Raw genomic sequence first — 25,556 nt, forward strand, 5'->3', positions numbered from 1 at the left:
GGACTGGGATGAGTATTGATATTAATCAATCAGCTAAAGTTGTAGGACGGCGGAAAATAAAATCATTACGTTGGTGGATGCTGGCCTTATTTTTACTTGGGGTCACCGTTAACTATATAACCCGTAACTCTCTAGGGATTCTAGCCCCTGAGTTAAAAACCAGTCTGAATATGACTACCGAGCAATACTCATGGATTGTAGCCTCTTTCCAACTGGCTTATACCGTGTTCCAACCACTTTGTGGCTGGTTGATCGATGTCATCGGTTTAAAAATGGGGTTTCTGATTTGCGCCAGTGTCTGGGCAGTGGTCTGCATGATGCATGCCGGAGCGGGTACTTGGTTCCAACTGGCAGTATTACGCTTCTTTATGGGCAGTGCCGAAGCCGCAGCAACACCGGCAAACGCCAAAGCCATTTCGGATTGGTTCCCGAAAAAAGAACGGCCCATTGCTGCTGGATGGGCTGGGGTGGGGTTCTCTATCGGTGCGATGTTGGCCCCCCCTATTATCGTACTCGCACATGTAGCACTCGGTTGGCAAGGGGCATTCTTGTTCTCCGGCGCATTAGCCATGATTTGGGTTCTGCTGTGGTGGCGTTTTTACCATTCACCGGATACTCATCCAAATCTAAGTCAAGAAGAGTTTGAACTGATTCACCAAGATAATGAACCCGTACTACCACGACTGCCATTCCTTAAATCCTTAGCCATTCTAAGTAAAAATAAGAAATTTTACGGTATCGCTATTCCCGCATTTCTGGCGGAACCGGCCTGGGCCGTGTTTAGTTTCTGGGTACCGCTGTATTTGGCCACCGAACGCGGCATGGACCTAAAACAGATCGCCATGTTCGCCTGGCTGCCATTCCTGGCGGCAGATATTGGCAGTGTCGCCAGTGGCTATTTAACCAAACTCTATCAGAAATGGTTTGGTTGCAGCCGAGTCAACTCGGTGGTTGCCAGTTCGGTAACCGGTGCTTTTATGATGGTGTCATTGGCCTTTGTTGCCATCACCAAAGATCCTTATTTGGCCATTGCTTTAATCTCCGTTGGCGGCTTTGGGCACCAAGTCATCTCCTGCATGCTCAGTGCATTAGTGGTTGAATCTTTCGATAAAAATCAGGTCGCTACCGTCAATGGCCTCCGTGGTTCTTCCGCCTGGATCGCCAGCTTCCTGTTTACATTATTAATCGGGGCCGTTTCAGACACCATCGGCTTTAACCCGCTGTTTATCGCTATGGGGTTCTTCGATCTGATTGGGGCCGTATTCCTGATTGCCCTGTTCGCTGAGCGCCGCAACAAAACCCAACCGGCGGTCTGATTTTATTGACCCAACTGATGTTATTGACCCAACTGATGCGATTAAACCATCAGACGCGATTAACCCAGCAGCAGCACTGTCTGTGCTGTTGCCAGAAAGAAGATGAGCTGTGATGAAAACATTAAAAAACTGGCTGTTAATAAATGCGTATCCCGATCACCTTGAACTGCGGGTCGATGACCGTCATATTTTTTGTCTGTATGTATTAGAACCAAACTTATGCAGGGTGCTGATTAAACGCGAGGGGGAACTGGCGTTGAGCCGCACCTGGAGTATTGCCCCGCAAAGTGATGTGCCATGGTCAGGCCGCGATCGCCTGAGTCTGGAAGGCTTTTCCCTCCCCGGTTATCAATTGGAGAAACATGAACAGCAACTGATAGTCACGACGGAGTGCCTTCGGGTAACCATCCATCAACCACTGCATCTGACATGGGAATATAAAAGCCAGCATGGTGAGTGGCTACCGCTGGCCGCAGACCGGCCAACCAGCGCCTATCTACTCAGCCCACAGGGAGAAGCAATTGCTCACTATCAGCGCCGTTATCCCAATGAGCAATATTACGGGTTGGGCGAAAAAGCCGGTGACCTGAACCGCGCAGGTCGTCGCTTTGAAATGCGTAATCTGGATGCGATGGGCTATAACGCCGCCAGCACTGACCCGCTCTACAAACATATTCCGTTTACTATCACCCGCCGTGATGATGTCAGTTTTGGCCTTTTTTATGACAATCTGAGTAGCTGTTGGCTGGATTTAGGCAATGAGATCGATAACTACCATCTGGCCTATCGCCGTTATCAGGCCGAAGCGGGTGACCTTGATTACTATATGTTCCTCGGCCCGAAAGTTTTGGATGTCACCAAAGCGTTTGTTCGCCTGACCGGTAAAACCCAATTTGGCCCTAAATGGAGCCTGGGTTACAGCGGTTCAACCATGCATTACACCGATGCCCCTGATGCTCAGGTGCAACTGCAAAAATTCATTGCATTGTGCCAGCAGCATGACATCCCTTGTGATTCATTCCAGCTCTCTTCCGGCTACACCTCCATCAAAAACAAGCGTTATGTATTTAACTGGAATTACGACAAAGTGCCGCAACCGAAAGTCATGAGCCAGACGTTCTTACAAGCAGGTATCAAATTAGCCGCCAATATAAAACCGTGTTTATTGCAAGATCACCCACAGTATCAACAGGCTGCGGAGCGGGGACTCTTCATTCGTGACAGCGAAACTGATTTACCTGAACGCTCTACATTTTGGGATGATGAAGGCTCCCACCTTGATTTCACCAATCCAGACACCGTGAGTTGGTGGCAGGAAAACGTCACTAAACAACTGTTAGAGATGGGGATCGGTTCTACCTGGAATGATAATAACGAATATGAAGTGTGGGATGGTGAAGCCCGTTGCAATGGTTTCGGTGAATCTATCGCCATCAAACATATCAGACCGGTAATGCCTTTACTGATGATTCGAGCTTCAATGGAAGCGCAGAAAGCATTCGCACCAGAAATGCGCCCGTATCTGATATCCCGTTCAGGCTGTGCAGGGATGCAGCGCTACGCTCAGACCTGGAGTGGTGATAACCGTACCAGTTGGCAAACACTGCGCTATAACATCCGTATGGGGCTGGGGATGAGCCTGTCAGGGCTGTATAACCTGGGGCATGATGTCGGCGGTTTTTCTGGAGATAAACCGGAACCCGAGCTATTTGTCCGCTGGGTACAAAACGGTGTGATGCATCCACGGTTTACCATTCACTCATGGAATGACGACAATACAGTAAACGAGCCATGGATGTATCCAGCCGCCACGCCGATTATCCGGGATGCGATGGCATTACGATATCGATTATTGCCTTATTTTTACACGTTGCAATGGCAGGCCAGCCATGATGATGAGCCAATGTTGCGCCCTACGTTCCTCGACCACGAGCACGATAGCCTCACATTTAAAGAGAACGATGACTTTATGCTAGGCCGTGATCTGCTGGTTGCCAGTGTGGTGGAAGCTGGGCAACGGCAGCGACAGATTTATTTACCTGATAATCAGGTAGGTTGGTATTGCTTCCATAGCGGGCAATGGTTCAGCGGTGGGCAGACAATCATATTGGATGCACCACTAGAACGATTACCTCTGCTGGTGCGAGCAGGTGCCGCCCTGCCGCTGTCTCGACGTATCGCCTTTGTTAATCCTGAGGCTGACTGTCAACGCGAATTGGCGCTCTATCCCACTCAAGGTGGCGGGCAGTCCAGCGGAATGCTATTTGAGGACGATGGTGAGAGCCACCGCTGGCAACAAGGCCATGCGCTGTGGCTAAGCTGGCAGGTCACCACCGATAATCACCGTATTGATATCACCTTTAGTCGCACCGGGAACTATCAACCGGCATGGCGTGAACTGACTATTAATCTGCCGCAAAATGAAAGTCGCACGTTATCAATCAACGGTGTCGCAGGTAATACACTGGATTTAACCAAACTGGCCTAACCGGCTAATGTTAAATACAAAGCGGGTTTCCTTATGGAAGCCCGTTTATTTTTGTACGGGTAAAAACGGCGATCGCAGCAACTTTATGGTTCAACTTGCCAAACGCTGAGCAATAAGGCGCAACTCTTCGGCAATTTTGTGTAAATCACGATGCTCTTTAGCCTGAGGTCCAGTGGAATTACGCACGACCAGTTTGGCGGGTAGTATCGATGAGGAGCGCATGGACTCGTTATCACTGGCGCTAAGCATACGCCGAACCGCCTCTTTTCCCTGCAAATCTAAATCAAGTGACACGGTAGTGAGTGCCGGGTAGAAAAACGAACTTTCATAGGTATCATCGTAACCAATGACCGACTTCTCCCCCGGTACCGCCAGTTGGTTTTGGTGAAACGCACTCAACACCCCAAGCGCCATTTGATCATTGGCCACCAGCACAGCACTGAACTGCGGTGTTTCACGCAACATCTGTAACGCGCCTGAATACCCACTTTGGGCATCCCAGTTTCCATGGATCACACTGACAGGCGATAAACCATAATCGGTAAGCGTCTCTAGCCAGCTTTTAAGCCGCAAATTTGCCGATACCGACTGCTTAGGTCCCGCCAGCAACGCAATCTCACGGTGCCCCAATTCATAAAGATATTTGACGCTAGCACGGGTGCCATCTGCGGGGTTAAACGAAACGTTAAACACTGAACTATAGGGGTCAACATCGAGAAAAAGACAAGTGACATCATCATTATCTGCAGCGATTTTCTCTGCTACAGCCGTCTCTAGAGGAACATTGATAATGACCTTGCCTACCCACTGAGATTTTAGGTCATTAATAGAATGCTGAATGCTTTGATTGACGCTCTCATCAATCATGGAGATCAGTACTTGATAACCTTCAAGATGCGCGTAGCGTTTTATTGCTGCGGCGACCTGTGATGGGGCATGTAACGCGAGTGACGTGGTTACCAGCCCCATCGTCATACTTTGCTTACCAACCAATTGTTGGGCAAGGCGGTTGGGTACATAACGCAGCAGCTCAATTGACTGCTCAACCTTGCGACGAGTAGCCTCAGATACTTTAGCCGATTTATTCAGTACCCTGGAAACCGTTTGATAAGAAACACCTGCATGACGGGCAACATCTTCTAATGTGGTGCTTTTCGACTTCATAGTCTGGCTCCCTCTAAGTGTTATTCCTTGATTGTAACAGGGGCATAGATGAAAAACCCAATCACCTGAATACACCTATAAATCCCATCGATAAATGTATTACGATCACAATAAAAAATCCAGTGAGCGCCATCACTCATCCTTACAAAATTGCCTGATTTATTTGCAGTAAATCACAATAAGCATACAAAATAATTGCTTGATTTTACGTTTAGGCATTTCATTGGATACGTTATGTGAACGTAATACAAAAATTATAAACGAGGATGACATGAAAACCAGTTTACGCACACTGTCCGTTGCTTTAGCTGCGGCGTTAGTTTCACCATCTGTATTAGCAATAGAAAAAATCGATTTCCACGGCTATATGCGTGCTGGTGTAGGCGTTTCCAGTGATGGTGGGCTTGCAGAATGGCAAAAAACGATGGTTGGCCGTTTGGGTAACGAATCCGATACCTATGGCGAAATAGGACTTGGGGCTGAGGTCTATAAAAAAGAAGATGTCAGTTTCTACCTTGAGAGCATGGTCAGCATGCTGTCAGACGGCTCTAATGATAGCGAAACGACCATTGGTGACGATGCTCAATTCGGCCTGCGCCAATTAAACTTACAAATAAAAGGGCTGATCCCCGGCGATAAAGAAGCGGTGATCTGGGGGGGGAAACGCTACTACCAACGCCACGATTTGCACATTATAGATACCAAATACTGGAATATTTCAGGCTCCGGCGCAGGGATTGAAAACTATACTGTAGGTCCAGGCGCACTTTCTGTGGCCTGGGTCCGTGGTGACGCAAACGATGTGGATACCCGAATTACTGGCGATAGCGATGTCAACATCAACTATATCGACGTGCGCTATGCAGGCTTTAAGCCATGGGCTGGCTCGTGGACCGAAGTGGGTATCGACTATGCAATGCCAAACCCAACCAAACAACAGAAAGAATACGGTGGGTTGTACGATGCTGATAACGCGGTGATGTTAACCGGTGAAATCAGTCAGGACATGTTTGGTGGCTATAATAAGCTGGTGCTGCAATACGCAAATAAAGGCTTAGCGCAGAACATGATCTCCCAGGGTGGGGGTTGGTATGACATGTGGCATAAGACTGACGAGGCTAAGGGATATCGTGTGATCAACACCGGTCTTATTCCTATTACCGATAAACTCTCTTTCAACCATGTACTGACTTGGGGTTCGGCTAACGATATTACTGAATATACCGATAAAACTAATTTGATTTCTCTGGTAGGCCGTGCGCAATACCAATTTACACAATATGTACGTGCTATTGGTGAAGTGGGTGGTTTCTATCAAAAAGATACTTATCACAATGGTTCTGACTACAAACAGGGTGGTGAAAAATACACTATCGCATTAGGTTTGGCCGAGGGTCCTGATTTTCTGTCTCGCCCAGAATTGCGTGTTTTCGCTTCTTACTTAAATGATTCAGAGAATGGTAAGCCTTTCGAAGATGGGACCTCTAATGACACGTGGAACTTTGGTGTCCAAGTAGAGGCCTGGTGGTAATCGTTAAGATTAAGTAGACATAAATTTATCTCTATAAACATATATACCCGTAATATTTCAAGCTGTATATGCGTTGGCTGCTTTCGCTCATTCCCGTTGCCGTCTTCCTACAACTTGGTTTATTTAGGGTATAGCATGAATTAAATATCACTAATTTTAATATGACTCGGTTATTCTTCTATGCTCACGACCCTTAGGTAGTGAGCATTTTAGTTTGATACCCGTCATACCTCAAGCTGCATGTGCGTTGGCTACGCTCAATAACTCGAATTATTTGGGGTATACATTATTATTTGCAAGCCAAATTGTGAGTTAAAAATAAATTCTTTAGGATTGAGAGAAATGCTCATCAAGTATTTTTCGCAGGTTATCTGACTGTTTGCCAAATATAGCATGTACCTCTTGCCCAAGAATAATAACGCCTAATGCCCCCGCTTGTTGTAGCGCTTCAGAATTAACCTTGGAGAGATCGTTTACCGTCACCCGTAAACGCGTGATACAGGCATCAATATTCTTGATGTTCTCTTTCCCCCCTAAATAATGAAGTAGCATTTCGGCTTGTTGTTTTTCTTCATCAGTGAATGATGGCGTTGGCTTTGGATGGGAAAAATAGTGCATAAAAGATTTCAGGCTGATCATGACATCTACCTTTCTGTTGGTGGGTTGAGTGAAATTGAGTTAATTCGTTGTAAGTCGATGTAAAAAAACGCCCACTCGGCTGAATGGGCGTGTATGGCATTCAGTTAAGTCTTATTCAAGATGGCGAGTTAGTACTCGGCTTCCCCATGGGGCGAGCGTCAGGTTACCTTGTACAGGCTGCTGGTCGACCATATCGCGGTATACCGCAGGCAACACCAGCGACTTGCTGTCATTACTGTAGTTTTCCACCACGATAAATTCACGCTCACCATCGGTACGACGGTGAGCGGTAACCCCATAAGGGAACTGGGTGTCTAACGCACGTGCCAAGTTTAGCTCATCAGCAATGTTCATGAAGAAATCACGCTGGAAAGCCGCATCGTTACGTGAAGCGACATACCAGGCTTTACCTTCGCCAACAAGGTTTACGGTCACCGCCGCACGGTCAGCATAGAAATCATCTCTATAGCGCGCGACGGCTGTCGCCCCCTCAAGATGAATCAAATCGCAGAGATGGATGGCCTGATAAGGCCCCTGTAGACCGGCTTTATTGCCTGCAAGCCCTTGAACTTGATTGCTCTCGCCATCGGCCAGACAATCAATCTCTTCAGACCAGATACCTAACAGCGGCCGCAGAGGGCCTGGGAAGCCACCGAGATGGCACAGGTCAGATTCGTTGACAATGCCGCTCCAGTAGGTCGCGACAAATTGCCCACCTTGCTCTACAAAACGCGTCGCCTTTTCAGCAAACCCTTCGCGAACCATATAAAGCATCGGCGCAATGACCAGCTTGTAACCCGACAGATCGCAGTCGGCGTTAATGATATCGACCGCAATACCCCGTTCCCAGAATGGACGGTAATGCTCGGCAACGGTCTTCTCATATTCCAAGCCACAGTTACGTGGGCCTTCGGCGTCGTCCATAGCCCAACGACTTTCCCAATCAAAAATGATGGCAACATCAGCGTCTACCTTGCTTCCCCTCACCGGTGCCATAGCCTCAAGTATACGGCCCAGTTCGCTCACCTCCCGCCCAACACGGGTATCAATGTGGCCAACATGGTCGACAACCGCACCGTGGAACTTCTCAACGGAGCCACGACTCTTACGCCATTGAAAGTACTGCACTGCATCCGCACCGTGTGCGACAGCCTGTAAAGAAGAGAGGATATGCATCCCCGGTTTCTTCAACTTACTGGTAGGTTGCCAGTTGGTCGCGCTCGGCGTTGATTCCATTAAGACAAATGGACGGCCCTGTTTCAGGGTACGCATGAGGTCATGATACATCGCGGTATAACAGGCAAGCTGAGTTTCATCTTTCTCACGATGCCACATCGGGTAGCTGTCCCAAGAGATAAAATCAATCACCTGTGCCAATTTCCAGTAGTCGTAATCGTAGAAGTACTCCATAAAGTTGGTCGTGACAGGCAACTCTGGGTTTGCCGCCTTAAGTGGCTTGGCCTCTTCAGAACAAAACTCCGTAACCTGAGCGGTATTAAAACGCCGCCAGTCAAGGTTCAGACCATGAATTGAAACCTCACCTTGTGGTGCTGGAGACTCAATTTGTGACCAATCGCTATAGGTGTGGCTCCAGAAAGCACTCCACCAGGCTTCGTTAAGGTTATCCAGCGTTTGATAGCGATCCTGGAGCCAGAGGCGGAATTTTTGCTGACAGGAATGACAGTGACATTCGCCGCCGTATTCATTAGAGATGTGCCAGCCAATAACCGCAGGATGATGGGCGTAACGCTCTGCTAACTTCTGGTTTATCTGCCGCACTTTCTGGCGATATACCGGCGAGGTCATACAGTGGTTATGACGCCCACCATGCAGCGCAGGCACCCGATCACGCCCGACACGTAAAACTTCAGGATATTTCTGCGACATCCAAGCCGGACGTGCGCCACTTGGCGTCGCCAGGAATATATGGACACCGGCAGCATAAAGTTTTTCAATTAATTCATCTAACCAAGAGAAGTTATATTCCCCTTCACTTGGTTCAAGTTTTGCCCAACTAAATATTCCCACTGACATGACATTGCATTTTGCCTTTTTCATCATGGCAATATCTTTATCAATAATGTCAGGATAATTTTCCCATTGCTCTGGGTTATAGTCAGCGCCATGCAATAACGCAGAAACTTTCGCGCTTAGGGGCGGAAACTTAGACATAATACATCCTTAAATAATAAATGCTTGGTATCGCCCATAATGGGCAACGATTAATTAAAAACTTTTATCGAAGGCAATACTTTTCCTTGGCAATCAAATAACGCCTGATTTTCACGTGCATTACCTGTTTTCCAATTATCATTGATATATTTCATTCCAGCCGGTGTTGCCCAAGTATTTCCCGGAACAGAAATCCAGGTCGGCTCCCAGTAAAATATCCCCTTCCCTCTGCCATCAGGGACATTAATAACACTCTGCATCAGATCATGAATGAAATTCGCTTGTCCTTGAACCGTTCCGGGATAACCCCCATCTTTCTCTTCTTTAGCGGTAAAGCTATTTTCGGCGTTATCACAATTTTCCAAGGTATAGCCATAAGCGGCTTCCACGACGATGACATCTTTTTGGTAACGCTGGCTGATATCATCCATGTTGGTTTGCAAGGCGCTAATCGGGCCGTCCCAGTAGGTGTACATCGACAGACCAATAATATCGAACGGCACATTACGTTTGGTTATTTCATCAAACCACCAATGGAAGGTGTCATTCTTGGTGCCTTCAGCGAGGTGCAGCATGATTTTCACATCTGAAGGGGAACTGAGGTTCTCACGTAAACCGCCGATGGCCGCATTCAGCAAACCCGCCAGCCGATCAAACTCACCACCGCCTTCCCCCCAGCTTTTTCCTTCTGGCCAGAGAAGACCGCCATTGGATTCATTGCCGATTTGCACCATATCAGGCAAGACACCCTCTTTTTTGAAGGTGGCAATGGTATCGCGGGTATAGTCATGAATGGCGACTTTAAGCTGGTCGTAATTCATTTTCTGCCAAGCCTTCGGCTTAAATTGCTTACCTGGATCGGTCCAGAAATCGCTGTAATGGAAATCAAGCAATACCTTTAAACCTTGGGCTTTCGCACGTTTAGCCAGCGCCAAAGTGGTCGCCAAATCGTTACTGCCACCGCCGTAACTCTGCCCATCGCTGTCTTTGGGATCGACCCACAAACGCAGACGAACATAATTCACGCCGTTAGCCTTCAGGATAGCCATTGCATCTTGTTGAACATTTTGTTCATTAAAAAATTTGCCACCTTGTCGTTCCACTTCCGCTAACGTGGAAATATCAGCCCCTTTAATAAAATCTGCTGGGACATTTTTTAATGGCGCAATGGTAAAGGGTTCTGCCGCATTAGCCCCAACCATGAGGCTTAGCGATAAACAAACAGTCAGTAATGCCGGTTTAAAGAATTTCATTATATTATCCCTTAGTACTTCCTGACGTTAGGCCGGAAACAAAATATTTCTGTAGGGCCAGGTAGAGAATAGCAACGGGGACTGCAATTAATACGGCTCCCGCAGCGTAAGTGGTATAGCTAGCGCCCATTTTTTGCGCCACGAGGTTATATAAACCAATCGGTAACGTATATTTATCTGGAGTACGTAAAATTGTGCTCGACAAAATAAAGTCACCCAATGGGCCAGTGAAGGAAAATAACGCCACCACCGCCACAATAGGTTTAGAAAGCGGCATGATAATTTCAATGAAAATACGGAAATTACTGGCCCCATCCATACGTGCCGACTCATCAAGATCTTTTGGGATCGCGTCGAGATACCCCTTCATTAAATAGGTATTCATTGGGATCATGCCCGCGACATAAATCAGTACCAGAGCCATATGGCTGTTAATTAAACCCAACAATTGCGAAAGCACAAAAATGGCAATCAGTGCAGAAAATTGCGGGATCATTTGCAGCAATAGAAAGAGCATTAACCCATTCTGACGCCCTTTAAAACGAAAACGGGAGAATGCATAGGCGGTGAAACTGACACTGATCAGCGTTAAGACCATGGTCAAAAAACTAATTTTCATCGAGTTCCAGTACCAGGTCATATAATTCACCTCGCCGTTAAACAGATCGGCGTAGTGCTGGAAGGACAGGTTCTCAGGAATTATCGACGTACTGAGCAGGCTATTACCGGCGTTCAGTGATGCACCCACCGTCCAAATCAGTGGGTAAATAATAATGACCGATACCAGAATAATAACCAGCCAAGAGAGCGATAAACGGATCCATTTCTCTTGTTTAATACTTTGTGACTTAGCCATGTTCCCGTCCCTTATGCCATATCATCATTTTTAAATGATTTTGTTGCGCGGAATTGCCACAACGCCAGGCCAACCACAAAGATGGAAAGCAAAATAGTAATGGTTGCTGCTATTGCGTATTGCGAAGAAGACATGGTCAATTTATAGATCCACGACACCAGAATATCGGTGCCTCCTGCGTTTGACCCCGCCACTGCCGGCCCACCGTTATTAAACAAATAAATAATATTGAAATTATTAAAGTTAAAGGTGTACTGCGTGATGATAATCGGCGCAATAGAATAAAGGACCAACGGCAGCGTGATGGTGCGCAATTTGGTGCTGGTACTCGCGCCATCCATGGTGGCAGCCTCGTATAAATCGTCGGGAATAGCCTGCAATACCCCGGTGGTCATGGCAAAAACAAACGGGAAACCCAGCCACGTCTGCATCATAATGAGCGCCGTTTTAGTCCAGAACGGATCCGTCATCCACGCTTTAGGCGCAATGCCAAAGAAAGCGAGAATGGAGTTATTAATCACCCCAAACGAGTCGTTAAACATCCCTGCAAATACCAAGATGGTGACAAAACCCGGTACTGCCCATGGCAAAATAAAGATAGTGCGGATCAAAGGCTTAAAGCGCAGATCTTTTTGGTTGACCAAAATAGCCAACAATACACCTACGGTACATTGCAACGTCGTTGCCAGCAGCGTCCATACCACGGTCCATTGCAGCACGTCGAAGAAGGTTGAACGCCAGATACTCAGGGTGAAAATATTAACAAAGTTTTTAAACCCTACCCAGTCAACCAATTTAGCGGGAGGTGTGTGATAAAGGTTGTAGTTGGTAAAGGCAATCGAGAAGCCAAATAGGATTGGGAAAATAACCGCGAACACCAGCAGAATAAATCCGGGGGTGATCATTAAATACGGGAAGCCTTCGCTTAACAGGAGTTGGTATTGTTTGCGCACACTATTAAGCGGAATACCTGCATCACGTTTTTTCCCATTAACCCAAGCATCGCGTAATGAAAAATAATAAAGTGCCACGCCAAAGCCAATAATCAGCACACTGATTATCCCCTCAGCCAGCAGGAAAATTGAGTTGTCACGCGGAACTTCTTCTCCGAGGGTATACAAACCCCAGAGCCCCTCTTGCAGAAAATCAAAAAATACGCCGACAAAACTGCTTATCAGAACTAAAAATACGAGTCCCTTTGCCCATTGGCGATGATAAAACTGACCAAACCCAGGTACTACCGCACACAGCACCGCGGCAATGGCATGGCGACCAGACTGTTTTGCTGCCGCTCCGTTATCGCCAGAACTGATAATCACACACTGCTCCTTCTTTCATCACCCTTTAGGTTATTCACCAGGTGTTGATTGCTGCAGTCAGTTTGAAACACAGGTGGTGCACAAAAACCATCGCATACCAAAGGTACGTGGGGAAATTGAACGCCACCTAAATTCATACTGACCCGTTAAATAGTCTGATTACTGATTACTGGCCTGCATGGCTTCGATTTGCATATTGATCTGCTTAACGGCGTTATCGAGAGCGACTTTAGGCTCCTGTTTGCCCGTTACGCTTAGCTCTAATGCTGAGTTCGCAGGTCCCCACACTTCGCCCATTTCCGGAATACCAGGCATCGCAGAGGCTCGGCTTGCCTGAATGGCTACCGCACTGGCTTTCTCATCATTTTTAATCAATGGATCGTCAATCATGGCTGTCAACGCGGGGATCTCTTTGGTGACCTGATAGCGGATTTTCACGTATTGCGGTTGATTAATAAATTCAATGAACTGCTGGGCGAGTACTTTATCTTTGCTCCAGGTAGAAACGACATACCCTTTAACGCCGAGGAAAGAGCTCATATCTTTGCCGTTCGGCAATGCTGGCAGTGGTGATACACCAAAGTTAATACCAGCGGCTTCATACGGTTGGAATGCCCATGGCCCGTTAATTACCGCAGCCGCTTTTTTCTCAGTGAATAATGAGTCAATAGCATTCAAACCGTTATCACCGATGGTGCCGATTGGAAACAGACCGCTAGCATAGAATGTTTTCAAATAGGTTACGGCCTCAACAGCCCCTGGCGTATTTAGCCCGATATCGTTAGCCTTCAAGCTACCGTTAGCATCTTTACCAAAGATGTAACCGCCCATTGGCTCAATCGCTCCCCAGCTGTAATAGATCTGATCGAACTTCGCCAACAGACCATATTTATTTTCTGCGCGTTGTTTCTTAGAGAATGCAGCGTACTCATCCAAGGTAGCTAACGGCGTTGGCAGCATGTCTTTGTTGTAGATCATCACCAGCGTTTCCACGGCTTTCGGTAAACCGTAGAGAGCATTATCCATGGTGAAGGCCGCGATAGAAGGCTTAGTGAAAGTAGCGACCATTGTCGGATCAACGCTGAGCGGTGTCAGCAAACCTTGTACTACCGCACCACCTAACTGATCATTGGGAATCACCAACACATCAGGGCCGATACCTGCAGGGCCATCAAGGCGGAGTTTTTCAATTTGTTGTGCGTAAGGCATTTCCAGCACATTGACCTTAACCTGATGCTGTTTTTCAAAATCAGCGATAGCCTCTTTAATACCGACCGATTTTTTGATGTCTTCCCAAACTGTTAATTGCTGTGCAGCAGCGTGGGCAGCAAAACCAGCAAACTGGGTGACTGCCAGTGCGGTTAAAACAAGCGCAGTGATTTTATTGATTTTCATTATTTTCCTCGGGTGAAGGTATAACATTATTGTGTTTAACGCTCGGGATTAAATACAAATACAAAATGACAAACACCACATCTACGCCATCTGCAGAACATATCATGCTGATGTCTTACTATGTTATACGCTACGCTTTGACGCCCATTAACTCTATAGGAATCTCATCATTGTGTGATCATGGTTGCAGAAATGAAAGTGTATGATAGGGACGGAAATAGAGCGAAGTTATAGTTCTTCCATGCTTTTCCATCATCACATACCATTACAGCCAATTGTTATACGTTATACATAAAATCAAGAAAACGCACCGCAGGGTGATGTGTGATAGCCCCCTGACTGATAACTTTCGAGGATTACCGGATGTCCAGCATTAGACTGAGAAACGTGACCAAACGTTTTGGCAAAACCGAAACACTCCATAACATCAACCTTGATATTGAAGATGGGGAATTTGCTGTCTTCGTTGGCCCTTCCGGCTGCGGGAAATCAACACTACTAAGAATGATTGCCGGGCTTGAAGAGATAAGTGATGGTGAGGTTTTGATTGACAATGAGGTGATCAATGATGTCGCTCCCTCACATCGTGGCGTGGCGATGGTCTTCCAGTCCTACGCGCTCTACCCACACATGACGGTAGCCGAAAACATGGGCTATGGTTTGAAAGTCAATAAGGTGCCTAAAGAGCAGATCCGTCACCAGATAGAGATGGTGGCTAAAACCTTACAACTGTCCCATTTACTCGACAGAAAACCGAAACAACTCTCCGGTGGGCAGCGTCAACGTGTCGCCATTGGCCGTGCCATTGTGCGTAACCCGAAAGTGTTCATGTTTGATGAACCACTTTCCAACCTTGACGCCGAGCTACGTGTCGAAATGCGTTTGCACATCGCAAAACTTCATCAGGAAATGAAGACCACCATGGTGTATGTCACCCATGACCAAGTGGAAGCGATGACATTAGCCGATAAGATTGTGGTGATGAACTACGGCAAGATCGAGCAAATGGGCTCACCGATGTCGCTCTATTACAACCCGGTGAATAAGTTTGTTGCCGGTTTTATCGGTTCGCCAAAGATGAATTTTCTGCCCGCGACAGTGGAAAGCTGGCAGCCTGACTCAGTGACCGTTACCGTCGCAGAAGGTCACAGCCTGACATTGACATTGCACACCTCACCACTACAGGCCGGTGATCCAGTCACTATTGGGATACGTCCAGAGCATCTCAGCGTGGCTGATAGCACTGTGCAGACGTTGGATTTTCATTGCGAAGTGGTAGAACGACTGGGGAATAACACCTATCTATTTGGTCAGTGCCACGGTCACGATGGCTTCAAAATGCTGTTAGCAGGAGATGTCCATTTCCGCCCTTATCAGAAGCTAAATCTGAGTTTTGATGCTGGATACTGCATGGTGTTTAACGCTGATGGGTTGCGCATAAATGCAGTGATTCCGGTGCCCCACGAATAAATTAGGCTAATATGACGGCGTCAATATATTGAAAAGCTGTTAGGAAGACCAGGCGGGTTTCCTGTTGAAGCCCGCTGAGTATTAAGATGACAACATGTCTATTTCACCTTGGCTAATATCAGCATTTCGACGCTAATCTAAGCATCTGCATTCACTTTCCCGGCCCGGCTAATCCCCCCTTTAATCCCCCTTCTGACCATGACTCCTGAGCATCAGTCACTCCCATGACATTAAATATCACTTTGCCGTTGTGACATTCTGCTTATCACTCTCCATAGGTCTGCGCGGCAGGATGAACATATGAACAAATAAAAATCTAAAGACATACCTTTAAAGACAACATCACCAGATCAGATAATCGCTTCCTTACAAAAAACGTTGCGTAAATCTCGTTAATTACCGCTTTTAACTTCATTTCCTTGAAGTATGTAACGTAATTGTTGCTAAGATGTAGACGTTTATCACCTCACACAGTAGTGTTCATTTGTTTTTAATGCGTTCATATGAGGCATCCATGAGTCGTAACGAGATACTGGCAAAAAAACCGGACTATCTATTAGAAGCGACGGGGCTAAAAAAAACCTTTGGTGATGTTATCGCTCTAAACAATGCTGAATTCTGTTTAAAACGGGGTTCTATCCATGCGCTTTGCGGCGGTAACGGGGCCGGTAAATCAACGTTTCTTGGTCTATTAATGGGATTTATTCAGCCTGATGATGGGGCGTTCTTCATCAATGGGCAATACTGTGAATTCGACTCACCGGGACAAGCCTTAGCCGCAGGGATTACCATTGTTCAACAAGAGCTCAGCGGTGTACAGGATCTGTCTGTGGCCGAAAATATTTATCTGGGTTCTGAGCCAAGCCGCTTTGGCATTGTCGATTTTGGTGCGCTTAACCGCCAGGCCGATGTGTTATTACACGAGCTGGGTTTCGCCATTTCACCCAAAGCCAAAATGCGCAGTCTGAGCGTCGCAGAACAACAACTGGTGGAAATTGCCAAAGCGCTGTCACATACCCATGCCGATATTATCATTATGGATGAACCCACCTCCGCATTAGGTGAAGAGGATGCGCAAAAACTGTTTCAGGCCATCAATAAACTGGCCTCTATGGGAAAAGGAGTTATCTATGTCTCCCACCGCTTGTCAGAAATATTTCAAATTGCGGACAGTTACACGGTATTTAGAGATGGTAGTTATATTTGTGAAGGAGAGATTAGTAACATCACTCGCGAACAACTGATTGAACATATTATTGGTGGAGAGATTGACGGTGAGTTCTCCAAATACAATATTCCAACCAATGAGCCATTATTTAAAGCCTCTGGTATATGTTGGAAATCGAAAGTGAATGATGTCAGCCTGACATTACATTGCGGTGAAATTTTAGGGATTTATGGTTTAGTCGGATCGGGGCGTAGTGAATTTCTTAATCTACTGTTCGGTCTTGAGCGTGCTGACCACGGGAGCATCCATATCGATGATGAGATATTACTGAAACACACACCAGAAAAAGCGATCAACGCCGGTATCGCTTATGTGACCGAAGATCGTCAAGAGACAGGATTAGTATTGAATCGTTCGGTATCGGAAAATATTAATATATCCTCATTAAATGTCATCAGCCGTATGAGTATCATTAATGAAAATGATATTCAGCAGCGTGCTGACCACACGATCCGCATCTTTAATATTAAGACACCGAGTAGCCAACAATGGGTGGCTAATTTAAGCGGTGGTAATCAACAAAAAGTGGTATTAGGCCGTTGGGCGCTTTTAGACCCTAAAGTTTTATTATTAGATGAGCCGACCAGGGGAATCGATATTGGGGCAAAAAAAGAAATTTATCGCTTTATGTCGGATTTTGCCCTCAAAGGGAAAGGCATTGTTATGGTCTCCTCCGAGCTTTCTGAAATTATTGGCATGAGCGACAGAATCTTGGTCTTTAAAAAAGGGAAGATAGTCGGGGAACTTACGGGTACTGAAGCAACACAGGCCAAATTAATGTCTATGGCGGTATAAATTACGCCAGAATTCATATTATTACATTGCACTGAGAGCGTCGAATATGAGCGATTCCCCCCCCCTAGTAATGTCTCTGACACGTACCAGTAAATTCAGGAAGGCCATTCATCAATACGGGATCATACTTGCCTTTGTTGGCTTGTGTGCTGTCATTGCTCTGGCTGGTGAATTTGCAGTAAACAGCGGTACATGGAGCGAGAATTATTTTTTATCACGGGATAATACGCTCATTATTCTACGCCAGGTCTCGATCAACGGCATTCTGGCTATTGGGATGACGTTCGTTATTATCACCGCGGGTGTTGATCTCTCTGTTGGCGCAGTTTTAAGCCTGGCCGGTATTGTCGCTGCGCGTTTTGCGACGAATAACAGCGCCATCGCCTTGGGGGGCACCGATTGGCCACTGTTAGTGCCCATCGTGATTGCCATTGGCATCGGTTTAGCCTGTGGCGTTATCAATGGTATTATCTTAGGTAAATATCGTCTGCAACCCTTTATTGTCACTATGGGGATGCTATCTGTCGCCCGTGGCCTGACATTACTCACCACCGGCGGAAACCCGGTATCACAATTAACCGATGAATTCCGTTGGTTAGGTAACGGTTATGTTTTGGGTATTCCCGTACCGGTGTTGATCTTTATTATTCTGTTCGCCATTGCCTGGTTTGTCTTGAATAAGATGACGTTTGGCCGTTACGTCTATGCTGTGGGCGGAAATGAAAAAAGTGCCCGCACATCCGGAATCAACGTATTACGAATTAAAGTGGCGGTATATACCCTTTGCGGCATTTTGGCGGCTATCGCGGGTTTAATTTTAACGGCCCGTACTGGCTCAGCACAAACTGGCGCTGGCGCATCCTATGAATTGGATGCTATCGCGGCGGTCGTTATTGGCGGCACCAGTATGGCTGGCGGTATTGGAACTCTGCGCGGAACCTTATTTGGTGTGCTGATAATAGGTGTGATGAACAATGGGCTTGATTTACTCGGCGTACAATCCTATTACCAGCAAATTATCAAAGGCATCCTTATTGTCTTTGCTGTCATGCTTGATCCATCCCGTAAACAATAATTTTTATAAAAAAATATCTACAAACGACAATATCTACAAACAACAATGTCCATAAAGAATAATACCCATAAACAACAACATTATTAATCTATACCCAAAATAATTCGAGTTGCAGGAAGACCGGCAAGGGAGATAATCCCGAATCACTTACTGTAGTAAGTGATTCGGGTTGTTGAGCGTAGCCAACACACATGCAGTTTGAAGTATAACGGGTATATACCGTAAATATATAATTTCAAAGTAAGTTGAACGCACCAGGAGCTTTTATGAAAAAAACAATGATACAAACTCTGCTTGCTGCAACGCTGATCTTTTCCTTTGCGGCATCAGTACAAGCGGCCCCGGTAAAAATTGCTATTTTGATGTATGGCATGAAAGCTGAATTTGTTCAGCTAATGGAGAAATCAGCCAAAGAACATCCGGCGGTAACACAGGGGTTAACGACACTGACCATTTTCGATGGCCGCTATGATCCATTAGTCCAGAATAACCAGGCCGAAACCGCAATACGTACCCGCTATGATGCCATTATTATTGTTCCGATAGATTTTGAAGCCAACGTAGATGTGGTCACGATGGCGAATAAAGCCAATATTCCGGTGATTGTCGCCAATGCCCGTTTGAATACAGATAAAGCTACCAGTGGGATCTTCTCTGATGATGTTCAAGGGGGTTATCTGGAAGCAAAGGCGGTGCTGGATAAAATGCAGTGTCAGGGCAATGTGGTCGTTATTGAAGGGCCAATCGGGCAATCTGCACAGATCCAGCGTGGTCAGGGCAACGATAAAGCGATTGCTGAATGTGGTCCTGGAAAAATCAATGTACTGGAACGTAAAACTGCCAACTGGTCACGTGCCGAAGCGATGCCATTGATGGAAAACTGGCTACAAAAACATCGTGGCAAGATTAATGGTGTGATCGGGCAGAATGACGAAATGGCATTGGGTGCTATTGAAGCGATCAAGAGCGCTGGCCTGAATGTCCAAGATTTTGCCATTGCCGGTATTGATGGTGTTTCTGATGCGATACGGGCGGTTAAACAAGGTGAAATGATGTCTATCCTGCAAGATGGCCAGGCTCAAATACAAGGGGCTATTGATATCGCCATGCGTTCGGTGCAAGGGGAGAGTTACCAGCCCATGTCAACGATCTGGCAGCAATATCAGGGAAAAATGGATTGGCAACAAGGGACGGCCAAAATGTATGAAGTACCTTGGACTGAAGTGACGCCACAAAATGCGAACGAACTGCTGAAAATGCGTCAGTAAGAGAAAATGTTCGCTATCGCCCCCCGACAGCGGAAAAATCTGCTGTCGGGTTTAAAGGGAAGCCCCGCCTAAAAACTGGAGTATTTATTGAATCTGCGCTCGAACTGCATCTATGGGCACCTTACTCCCCTGCCTATCCTCACCGTTCAAGATCGGGTCGTTAAGAGATATCATCAACCTCAGTAATTTTTATTTTTTGCTCTATCAAAGATATCCTCTAAATAATTTTTTTTGCCGCCTGCCTGTAGCTCGAATTATTCAAGGTATATCCACCCACAAAATACAAACATTTCATTGTCATTTCACCCCCATTCCATTAGCAATACCTTCACCACTCACGAAGAACTTCATATTTTCTAAAATAATAATTTATACTTTATTGATCAACGCACAAGAATGATCTCAGTAGGACCAAAATAAATAGTTAAAATTTACTTATCAATTAATCACCGTCCATTGAAGCATTCAAAAAGATCAATCCTCAAGACAGAGAGATATTTACCTTTTTATCGTAGGAAATAACCGATAATATGCACGAAAAATCCTACACTTCATCATGATAAAAACATTTCTTTAATTAACACCGAATGTCTAAACTTAATATTTAGTTACAAATTAAGATTTGGCATAATTGAGTAAATATTCTTATTATCCACCTCGTCTTTAGCAAACATTAACATCGTTCGTTTACCTACGTACCGGGCATTTGGGACTTGATGCATCCGTTAGAGCTTGATGTATCCGTTAGAGAAAGTCTGCACAGAACAATTGGGCCATAGTGGTCGGGAAACTAATGACGAATGAAGAATAAAATATTCAAATTAATAGTATTAATGTTTTTTTTTAGCCTTCCAACTCAAGCCTTTGCCAATAAAGAAAACGATAAAAAAATTATCATTAGTAACCTACCATCATCCTCAACATGGGTGCAAACGGCCATATCAGAGTCTATTGACAGCCAGAACAATACGATAAATAAAGACTATATCAAGGGAATGGCATCAGGAAAGTATATATACATAATGAATAATAAAATAACGATAGAGGGAGTATGTACTTTTAAATATGTCATTAAAAAAAGCAGTCCTTTAAATTATTGGCACAGTGATAAAACCGTCAATTTATATAAAGAAGAGTTTCTAAAAAACGGTTTTAAGTTAGGCGAAAATTTAGCTTTTATTTCAGCTGAAGATCCGAGTAATGATTGCGACTCCCCTTACTCTCAAATCGCCATAACTAATAATGTGATATTTACTGTTTATAATGGTCATGTTGTATTTTACAAAAATTCAAACAATGTTAATGAATTGGCATTATGAACAGTATTTGAAATATTCTCGATTGCTTCTATACACCAAATAACTCGAGTTACAGAAAGACAGCAAGCGAGAGACAAATCGGTTAGGCGCAGATTTAAACGCTCCATGCAACTTGAAGTATGACGGGTATATATACCAACATTAGACCACCTTCCTAACATGCTCTGATTAAAAATTTTTCCGTACAACAACAGTCAATGAATCTTCGGCTGAACCCGTTACTGAATCGTGGCTCTTTGTCGTTAAGCAAGCAGTAATTGTTAACTGATCGCTAAATGTTAAGCAAACCACAAATTTGATTGCCTGGCTTCCCCCTATTACTTATGCGGGATAATCTTAAGAGCAATGGAATATACTAAGAAATAAGGAATTGTAATGCGAAGTATCGGGTGGCGTTTTCTCATTCTGGGATGGCTGGTTTTATTAGCCGGTTGTGCGACTGATGTTTCTTTATCAGGAAAAAACAAGAGCGCAGAAGCTAACCGAATTCAGTTTCAACGGATGGGTTCTGCTCCAGAATCCGGTGCAGCAGATGTCACCAGCCTGGATCTCCAGCCTGGCGATATTTTGTTGTCATCATCAACCGGCATTAATTCGTTGGGTATTCGTATATTTAGCCTTGCCCCAGTCAGCCACGCGGCTATTTATCTGGGAGAAGAGCAAGTGGCCGAGGCAACCAGTGCAGGTGTGAATATTGTTAGCCTTAACGAGGCGATAGATCATAACACAGCGGTTATTGCCTTCCGTTACCCCGGATTAACCCCGGAACATGCCGCTAAATTGCGTGAGTTTGCATTAGATAAAGAGGGCTCGGATTACAACTTCGGCGGGATCGTATTGATCGCCCCGTATATGATAACCAAACGAATATGCGAATTACCGTTATTTAATGCGACCATGCGTAACCATTGCCTTAGCCTGCTCGCTACGGTGCAATTGGGTGACGGTGGGTCACTGACGGAAGATCAGCGCTTCTTCTGTTCTCAGTTTGTATTGGAAGCCTACAATTATGCAGGGCACCCAATCAGCGACTCCAATCCGGTATGGATCACACCGGCTGATTTACTGCATATGCGCGAAGGCGACAGTTCTTCATTCCGCTCAAATCAGCCCCTATCGTATGTTGGCCATTTAAAACAACGCAGTAACTTATTTACAGGTAACAAAGGATTGGCGATGAACAATACAGACACATTACCCGAGGATAAAAGCCCCCGTATGCTGAGCCAATAACCGTTTGGTGCTGCTCACCGCTGAAGAGCGTATTCTTATCAGAAGGGAGCACAGCCCAAAGCAATATATGTACGGCTGGTATTGCCACTCACCCCCCATTGACCAAAATAGCCAATTCCCAGTTCAACATTTTGATTTAAAAATCATTTTTTGATATCTCCGAAGAGGGGAGATCTGGCATTAAAACTGCACATATTGATTGCGGTACCGAAACCACTTGATTGCACAGCTCACTGGTTTGCCACCAAGAGCACGCGGGATGCGTTGTGCAGTAACCCGTTTTAGATATATCTTTTTTCATTTCTTTCTTGCCAATTTAGATACATCGGTCTAAATTAGATATATCGAAGTTGTTTCGATATATCTAAAGGAGATTTACAATGTTTGGTCATTCAAAACACGGTCATCGTCATGGTGGTCATCGCTATGAAGGACAGGGCCACAGCGGTGAAAAAATGCGTCGCGGTGGTCGCCATAGTGTAATAGCAGAAGATGCCGAATCGGCAAGAGGCGGCAAACATGGGCGCGGGCGTGGCGGTAAAATGCATCGCCTGTTCGAACATGGGGATTTACGCGTAGTCCTGCTGGCGCTACTTAATAAAACCCCCAGCCACGGCTATGAGCTGATTAAGGCTATTGAAGAAGCGTCATCAGGTTTGTATGTGCCAAGCCCTGGGGTCATCTATCCAACACTGACGCTGTTGGAAGAGCAGGATTTTGTCACACCAGTGGCCACGGGTAATGGCCGCAAAAGCTACCAGATTACTGACGCTGGGAAGTTTGAACTACAGAAAAACCAAGCTATGGTCGATGTAATCTTTGCTCGTCTGGCGCAGGTAAACCGTCATAAAGAAGGGAATCTGGCAGAAGGTATTGCCGATGCAATGCACCGCTTACGCCACATTCTACGTAGCAATATGATGCGTGCGGATCTCACCCCAGAACAGGTAGCACGTATTAATACCGCACTACTGGCTGCGGTAGAAACCATTGAAGAAGAATTGCAACCGGTGGTGGTGCAACCTGCGGCAGTTGATGCCACTGTACAGGAGAAAAACTGATGCCCGGCTATCGTTATCGAATCACTATTGAACCCTTGACTGACCGTAAGGGCGAAGCCATTGATAAAGCCCCTGTCACCTTTGAAGCCGAGAATCATGATGAGATCCTCAGCATCATCGAGCGGTTACAGGCCCGTGAAGATCTGGGCTTCGGCCAGGAGAAAACTGCCGCCTTTGCCTTAGGTTTGAAGCTTTTCTCGGAAACCATGATGGAAAATCGTAAGCATCCGCTATTTGAGCCGCTGCGCGGTGCATTTAAAGACTTTATGATCCTACTGAAGAAAGGTTCACCGCGCGACCATAGTGTGAACATGCAGAATAGTGATCATGCGGAGTAGCCTCTCTTGATAAGAGACTGGCTGAGTTTTGGGATTAAGGGTTAAGCTCGTCACTGAGCCGTCAAGAACACCACTGGTTAGCCGCCATCATCACCGTATAGCTCTCACAGTTGCTCACCTCTGAGAGCTTATCAAGGTGCAGCCGCAACCACAGCGATGACCATGGAAAGCCACTGGAATGCCGTTATCCTTAAATGAAGGATGTGCTTCTATAATGAAGGTATTACCATGCTGTGGGCAAGATACCGGGTCATTCAGGCGTGCCACACCAATACCTGCAAATTTCATTTTGCCAGACCCACTGAGCACTTGCCCGCCATGCGTGGTTTTATCGCCAATACAGATGACGCCTTTCATATACACCTCAAGTTTTCTATTAATTAATTTTACTTACTGGTATTGCACTTTATTTTCAATTAACTGATAGATAAGCAATGTACTATTCCCTTTCTATAGCGAACTTAGCGCTGTTGCAGTTAGTATTTTATTCATTGTGTCATCAAGTGGGGTTTCTTTAAAAACCTTCGTATCTAAGACGGGTAAGAGCAATGCCGTATCGCCATAATTTGATGTAAAATTGACATCACTCTTGACCGAAAATAACGTTTCAATCTCTTACAAGAAAATATGCTGTTTTTCGCCATTATTTTTTTCAATTTTGGCAAGTATTTGTTCAAGATCATCGGAGTCTTTATTATTTTTCATCATACTTTTCTGGAAAGTTATTTCTTTCTCTAATCCCTCTAAGTTTAATTTAATCTTGAATTGACCTTTTTTGCTTTCTACCAGATCAACGTGCTCAATTGAGATAATATAAGTATTCGACATCAAGGCTGGTGTAAATACCAGATTATCGCCCATTAATGCAATCACAGGGCGATTTCCCAACCGAATACCATTTGTAATCTGAAACACACCGATGGTAAAAATGTACATATCCAGTGGAATATTATTAGAAAACATATAAACACTCATTGCCGTTAAAAACACACCCGACATAAAATAAGGAACAGTGACAAAGTTTAGATATTTATTAAGCTTACCCGTTTCATTTAATGAAAACTTCTTCAAGCCACGGTAAATATAATCGTTATAGGTAAGGCGATAACCAACAAAGAAAACAATACTGAGGGGTAACATACCTATACAAGAGATAATGACCAATACAAATAAAAATTTATTAGTTTTATCTATAAAAATCACGCTAAGGATTTGTAATACAAGACTAACAGAAAAGTAGTATCTCAATACGGCGAGAGCATCAAGCGACATCCGATCTCTATAGCCTAACTCATCATAGAATTCCTGATAGTCTACAGTGAAAAACCAACTGCCCAAAACAAGCACTAAGTTTAGTGATAAACCTATCCAGACCAGTAAACTTACCTTTTTCATAAATTACCCTTACAATTCAAAAACATAATATTATTTGATTTATTGTACATATTTATACCATTTATCCAGCACATCTCATTTTAATATGAGTTAATTGTAATATCTCATAACGATCACGTGAACCGTCACCGCCTATAGTCAAGCTGTAATAGCCTGTTTTAGAGACATGCCCAACGGGTGATAAAATAATTTCATGGTATATCTCAATATGGCTATCGTATAAGATGACGTAAGCTATCAT

20 protein-coding genes are annotated in these 25,556 nt (G+C 45.2%); 11 read left to right on the top strand and 9 right to left on the bottom strand.

All coding sequences use genetic code 11. The features are described 5' to 3' along the window. Nucleotides 1-8 precede the first annotated feature (8 nt). Nucleotides 9-1,316 (top strand): MFS transporter, encoded by a 1,308-nt coding sequence (locus AC971_RS08515; RefSeq protein WP_025381073.1) that lies wholly within the window; start codon nucleotides 9-11, stop codon nucleotides 1,314-1,316. Between the two features lie 112 nt (nucleotides 1,317-1,428). Next, nucleotides 1,429-3,804, top strand: coding sequence for a glycoside hydrolase family 31 protein (locus AC971_RS08520; RefSeq protein WP_025381074.1), 2,376 nt, complete (start codon nucleotides 1,429-1,431; stop codon nucleotides 3,802-3,804). A 90-nt stretch (nucleotides 3,805-3,894) separates the two neighbouring features. Here AC971_RS08520 and AC971_RS08525 read toward each other — a convergent pair whose 3' ends face one another. After that, entirely contained in the window at nucleotides 3,895-4,968 is a 1,074-nt protein-coding gene (locus AC971_RS08525; RefSeq protein ID WP_025381075.1) for a LacI family DNA-binding transcriptional regulator, read from the bottom strand. A 271-nt stretch (nucleotides 4,969-5,239) separates the two neighbouring features. Between AC971_RS08525 and AC971_RS08530 the strand changes: the two genes are divergently transcribed. Then, entirely contained in the window at nucleotides 5,240-6,499 is a 1,260-nt protein-coding gene (locus AC971_RS08530; RefSeq protein ID WP_025381076.1) for a maltoporin, read from the top strand. Between the two features lie 327 nt (nucleotides 6,500-6,826). Here AC971_RS08530 and AC971_RS08535 read toward each other — a convergent pair whose 3' ends face one another. From AC971_RS08535 to AC971_RS08560, 6 genes are all read right to left on the bottom strand, one after another. Continuing rightward, entirely contained in the window at nucleotides 6,827-7,138 is a 312-nt protein-coding gene (locus AC971_RS08535) for a PTS sugar transporter subunit IIB (RefSeq protein ID WP_002209896.1), read from the bottom strand. A gap of 111 nt (nucleotides 7,139-7,249) precedes the next feature. Beyond that, the gene (locus AC971_RS08540; RefSeq protein WP_025381077.1) at nucleotides 7,250-9,310 is read right to left on the bottom strand and encodes a beta-galactosidase; all 2,061 of its coding nucleotides are present in this window, start codon (nucleotides 9,308-9,310) and stop codon (nucleotides 7,250-7,252) included. 50 nt (nucleotides 9,311-9,360) lie between these two features. After that, nucleotides 9,361-10,563: a glycoside hydrolase family 53 protein gene (locus tag AC971_RS08545; protein WP_025381078.1), complete on the bottom strand. Its 1,203-nt coding sequence runs from the start codon at nucleotides 10,561-10,563 to the stop codon at nucleotides 9,361-9,363. A gap of 4 nt (nucleotides 10,564-10,567) precedes the next feature. Continuing rightward, a complete protein-coding gene (locus tag AC971_RS08550; RefSeq protein ID WP_002209899.1) occupies nucleotides 10,568-11,419 on the bottom strand; it encodes a sugar ABC transporter permease in 852 nt (283 codons plus the stop codon). A gap of 11 nt (nucleotides 11,420-11,430) precedes the next feature. Further along, nucleotides 11,431-12,738, bottom strand: coding sequence for a carbohydrate ABC transporter permease (locus AC971_RS08555; protein WP_025381079.1), 1,308 nt, complete (start codon nucleotides 12,736-12,738; stop codon nucleotides 11,431-11,433). 159 nt (nucleotides 12,739-12,897) lie between these two features. Continuing rightward, nucleotides 12,898-14,133, bottom strand: coding sequence for an extracellular solute-binding protein (locus tag AC971_RS08560; RefSeq protein WP_025381080.1), 1,236 nt, complete (start codon nucleotides 14,131-14,133; stop codon nucleotides 12,898-12,900). A 363-nt stretch (nucleotides 14,134-14,496) separates the two neighbouring features. Here AC971_RS08560 and AC971_RS08565 point away from each other — a divergent pair, with 363 nt between their 5' ends. From AC971_RS08565 to AC971_RS08600, 8 genes are all read left to right on the top strand, one after another. Continuing rightward, nucleotides 14,497-15,603, top strand: a complete 1,107-nt coding sequence (locus tag AC971_RS08565) for an ABC transporter ATP-binding protein (protein ID WP_025381081.1) — start codon at nucleotides 14,497-14,499, stop codon at nucleotides 15,601-15,603. 514 nt (nucleotides 15,604-16,117) lie between these two features. Beyond that, on the top strand, nucleotides 16,118-17,626 hold the full coding sequence (locus tag AC971_RS08570; RefSeq protein WP_025381082.1) for a sugar ABC transporter ATP-binding protein: 1,509 nt from the start codon (nucleotides 16,118-16,120) through the stop codon (nucleotides 17,624-17,626). Between the two features lie 70 nt (nucleotides 17,627-17,696). Next, on the top strand, nucleotides 17,697-18,701 hold the full coding sequence (locus AC971_RS08575; protein WP_025381083.1) for an ABC transporter permease: 1,005 nt from the start codon (nucleotides 17,697-17,699) through the stop codon (nucleotides 18,699-18,701). A 266-nt stretch (nucleotides 18,702-18,967) separates the two neighbouring features. Further along, a complete protein-coding gene (locus tag AC971_RS08580) occupies nucleotides 18,968-19,969 on the top strand; it encodes a substrate-binding domain-containing protein (RefSeq protein WP_025381084.1) in 1,002 nt (333 codons plus the stop codon). A gap of 800 nt (nucleotides 19,970-20,769) precedes the next feature. Then, on the top strand, nucleotides 20,770-21,288 hold the full coding sequence (locus AC971_RS08585; protein ID WP_025381085.1) for a hypothetical protein: 519 nt from the start codon (nucleotides 20,770-20,772) through the stop codon (nucleotides 21,286-21,288). Nucleotides 21,289-21,663: 375 nt separating this feature from the next. Continuing rightward, nucleotides 21,664-22,521: a YaeF family permuted papain-like enzyme gene (locus AC971_RS08590; protein ID WP_025381086.1), complete on the top strand. Its 858-nt coding sequence runs from the start codon at nucleotides 21,664-21,666 to the stop codon at nucleotides 22,519-22,521. 380 nt (nucleotides 22,522-22,901) lie between these two features. After that, nucleotides 22,902-23,582 (top strand): PadR family transcriptional regulator, encoded by a 681-nt coding sequence (locus AC971_RS08595; RefSeq protein ID WP_025381087.1) that lies wholly within the window; start codon nucleotides 22,902-22,904, stop codon nucleotides 23,580-23,582. Then, entirely contained in the window at nucleotides 23,582-23,920 is a 339-nt protein-coding gene (locus AC971_RS08600; protein WP_025381088.1) for a DUF3861 domain-containing protein, read from the top strand. The genes AC971_RS08595 and AC971_RS08600 overlap by 1 nt, the downstream gene beginning before the upstream one ends. Before the next feature lie 114 nt (nucleotides 23,921-24,034). On the opposite strand, the gene AC971_RS08605 is transcribed toward AC971_RS08600, so the two are convergent. Together AC971_RS08605 and AC971_RS08610 are read right to left on the bottom strand one after the other, a co-directional pair. Next, nucleotides 24,035-24,277, bottom strand: coding sequence for a PAAR domain-containing protein (locus AC971_RS08605; RefSeq protein ID WP_038401982.1), 243 nt, complete (start codon nucleotides 24,275-24,277; stop codon nucleotides 24,035-24,037). Nucleotides 24,278-24,535: 258 nt separating this feature from the next. Beyond that, nucleotides 24,536-25,315 carry a hypothetical protein gene (locus tag AC971_RS08610; protein WP_025381089.1) on the bottom strand — a complete coding sequence of 260 codons (780 nt, stop codon included), beginning with the start codon at nucleotides 25,313-25,315 and terminating at the stop codon, nucleotides 24,536-24,538. Nucleotides 25,316-25,556: the final 241 nt, after the last annotated feature.

The organism is Yersinia similis (genome assembly GCF_001053095.1).
In the GTDB taxonomy this organism is placed as follows: domain Bacteria; phylum Pseudomonadota; class Gammaproteobacteria; order Enterobacterales; family Enterobacteriaceae; genus Yersinia; species Yersinia similis.

Coding starts and splice junctions, on each gene's coding strand:
- AC971_RS08515 (WP_025381073.1), top strand. CDS start 9: ATGAGTATTGATATTAATCAATCAGCTAAAGTTGTAGGACGGCGGAAA.
- AC971_RS08520 (WP_025381074.1), top strand. CDS start 1,429: ATGAAAACATTAAAAAACTGGCTGTTAATAAATGCGTATCCCGATCAC.
- AC971_RS08525 (WP_025381075.1), bottom strand. CDS start 4,968: ATGAAGTCGAAAAGCACCACATTAGAAGATGTTGCCCGTCATGCAGGT.
- AC971_RS08530 (WP_025381076.1), top strand. CDS start 5,240: ATGAAAACCAGTTTACGCACACTGTCCGTTGCTTTAGCTGCGGCGTTA.
- AC971_RS08535 (WP_002209896.1), bottom strand. CDS start 7,138: ATGATCAGCCTGAAATCTTTTATGCACTATTTTTCCCATCCAAAGCCA.
- AC971_RS08540 (WP_025381077.1), bottom strand. CDS start 9,310: ATGTCTAAGTTTCCGCCCCTAAGCGCGAAAGTTTCTGCGTTATTGCAT.
- AC971_RS08545 (WP_025381078.1), bottom strand. CDS start 10,563: ATGAAATTCTTTAAACCGGCATTACTGACTGTTTGTTTATCGCTAAGC.
- AC971_RS08550 (WP_002209899.1), bottom strand. CDS start 11,419: ATGGCTAAGTCACAAAGTATTAAACAAGAGAAATGGATCCGTTTATCG.
- AC971_RS08560 (WP_025381080.1), bottom strand. CDS start 14,133: ATGAAAATCAATAAAATCACTGCGCTTGTTTTAACCGCACTGGCAGTC.
- AC971_RS08565 (WP_025381081.1), top strand. CDS start 14,497: ATGTCCAGCATTAGACTGAGAAACGTGACCAAACGTTTTGGCAAAACC.
- AC971_RS08570 (WP_025381082.1), top strand. CDS start 16,118: ATGAGTCGTAACGAGATACTGGCAAAAAAACCGGACTATCTATTAGAA.
- AC971_RS08575 (WP_025381083.1), top strand. CDS start 17,697: ATGTCTCTGACACGTACCAGTAAATTCAGGAAGGCCATTCATCAATAC.
- AC971_RS08580 (WP_025381084.1), top strand. CDS start 18,968: ATGAAAAAAACAATGATACAAACTCTGCTTGCTGCAACGCTGATCTTT.
- AC971_RS08585 (WP_025381085.1), top strand. CDS start 20,770: ATGAAGAATAAAATATTCAAATTAATAGTATTAATGTTTTTTTTTAGC.
- AC971_RS08590 (WP_025381086.1), top strand. CDS start 21,664: ATGCGAAGTATCGGGTGGCGTTTTCTCATTCTGGGATGGCTGGTTTTA.
- AC971_RS08595 (WP_025381087.1), top strand. CDS start 22,902: ATGTTTGGTCATTCAAAACACGGTCATCGTCATGGTGGTCATCGCTAT.
- AC971_RS08600 (WP_025381088.1), top strand. CDS start 23,582: ATGCCCGGCTATCGTTATCGAATCACTATTGAACCCTTGACTGACCGT.
- AC971_RS08605 (WP_038401982.1), bottom strand. CDS start 24,277: ATGAAAGGCGTCATCTGTATTGGCGATAAAACCACGCATGGCGGGCAA.
- AC971_RS08610 (WP_025381089.1), bottom strand. CDS start 25,315: ATGAAAAAGGTAAGTTTACTGGTCTGGATAGGTTTATCACTAAACTTA.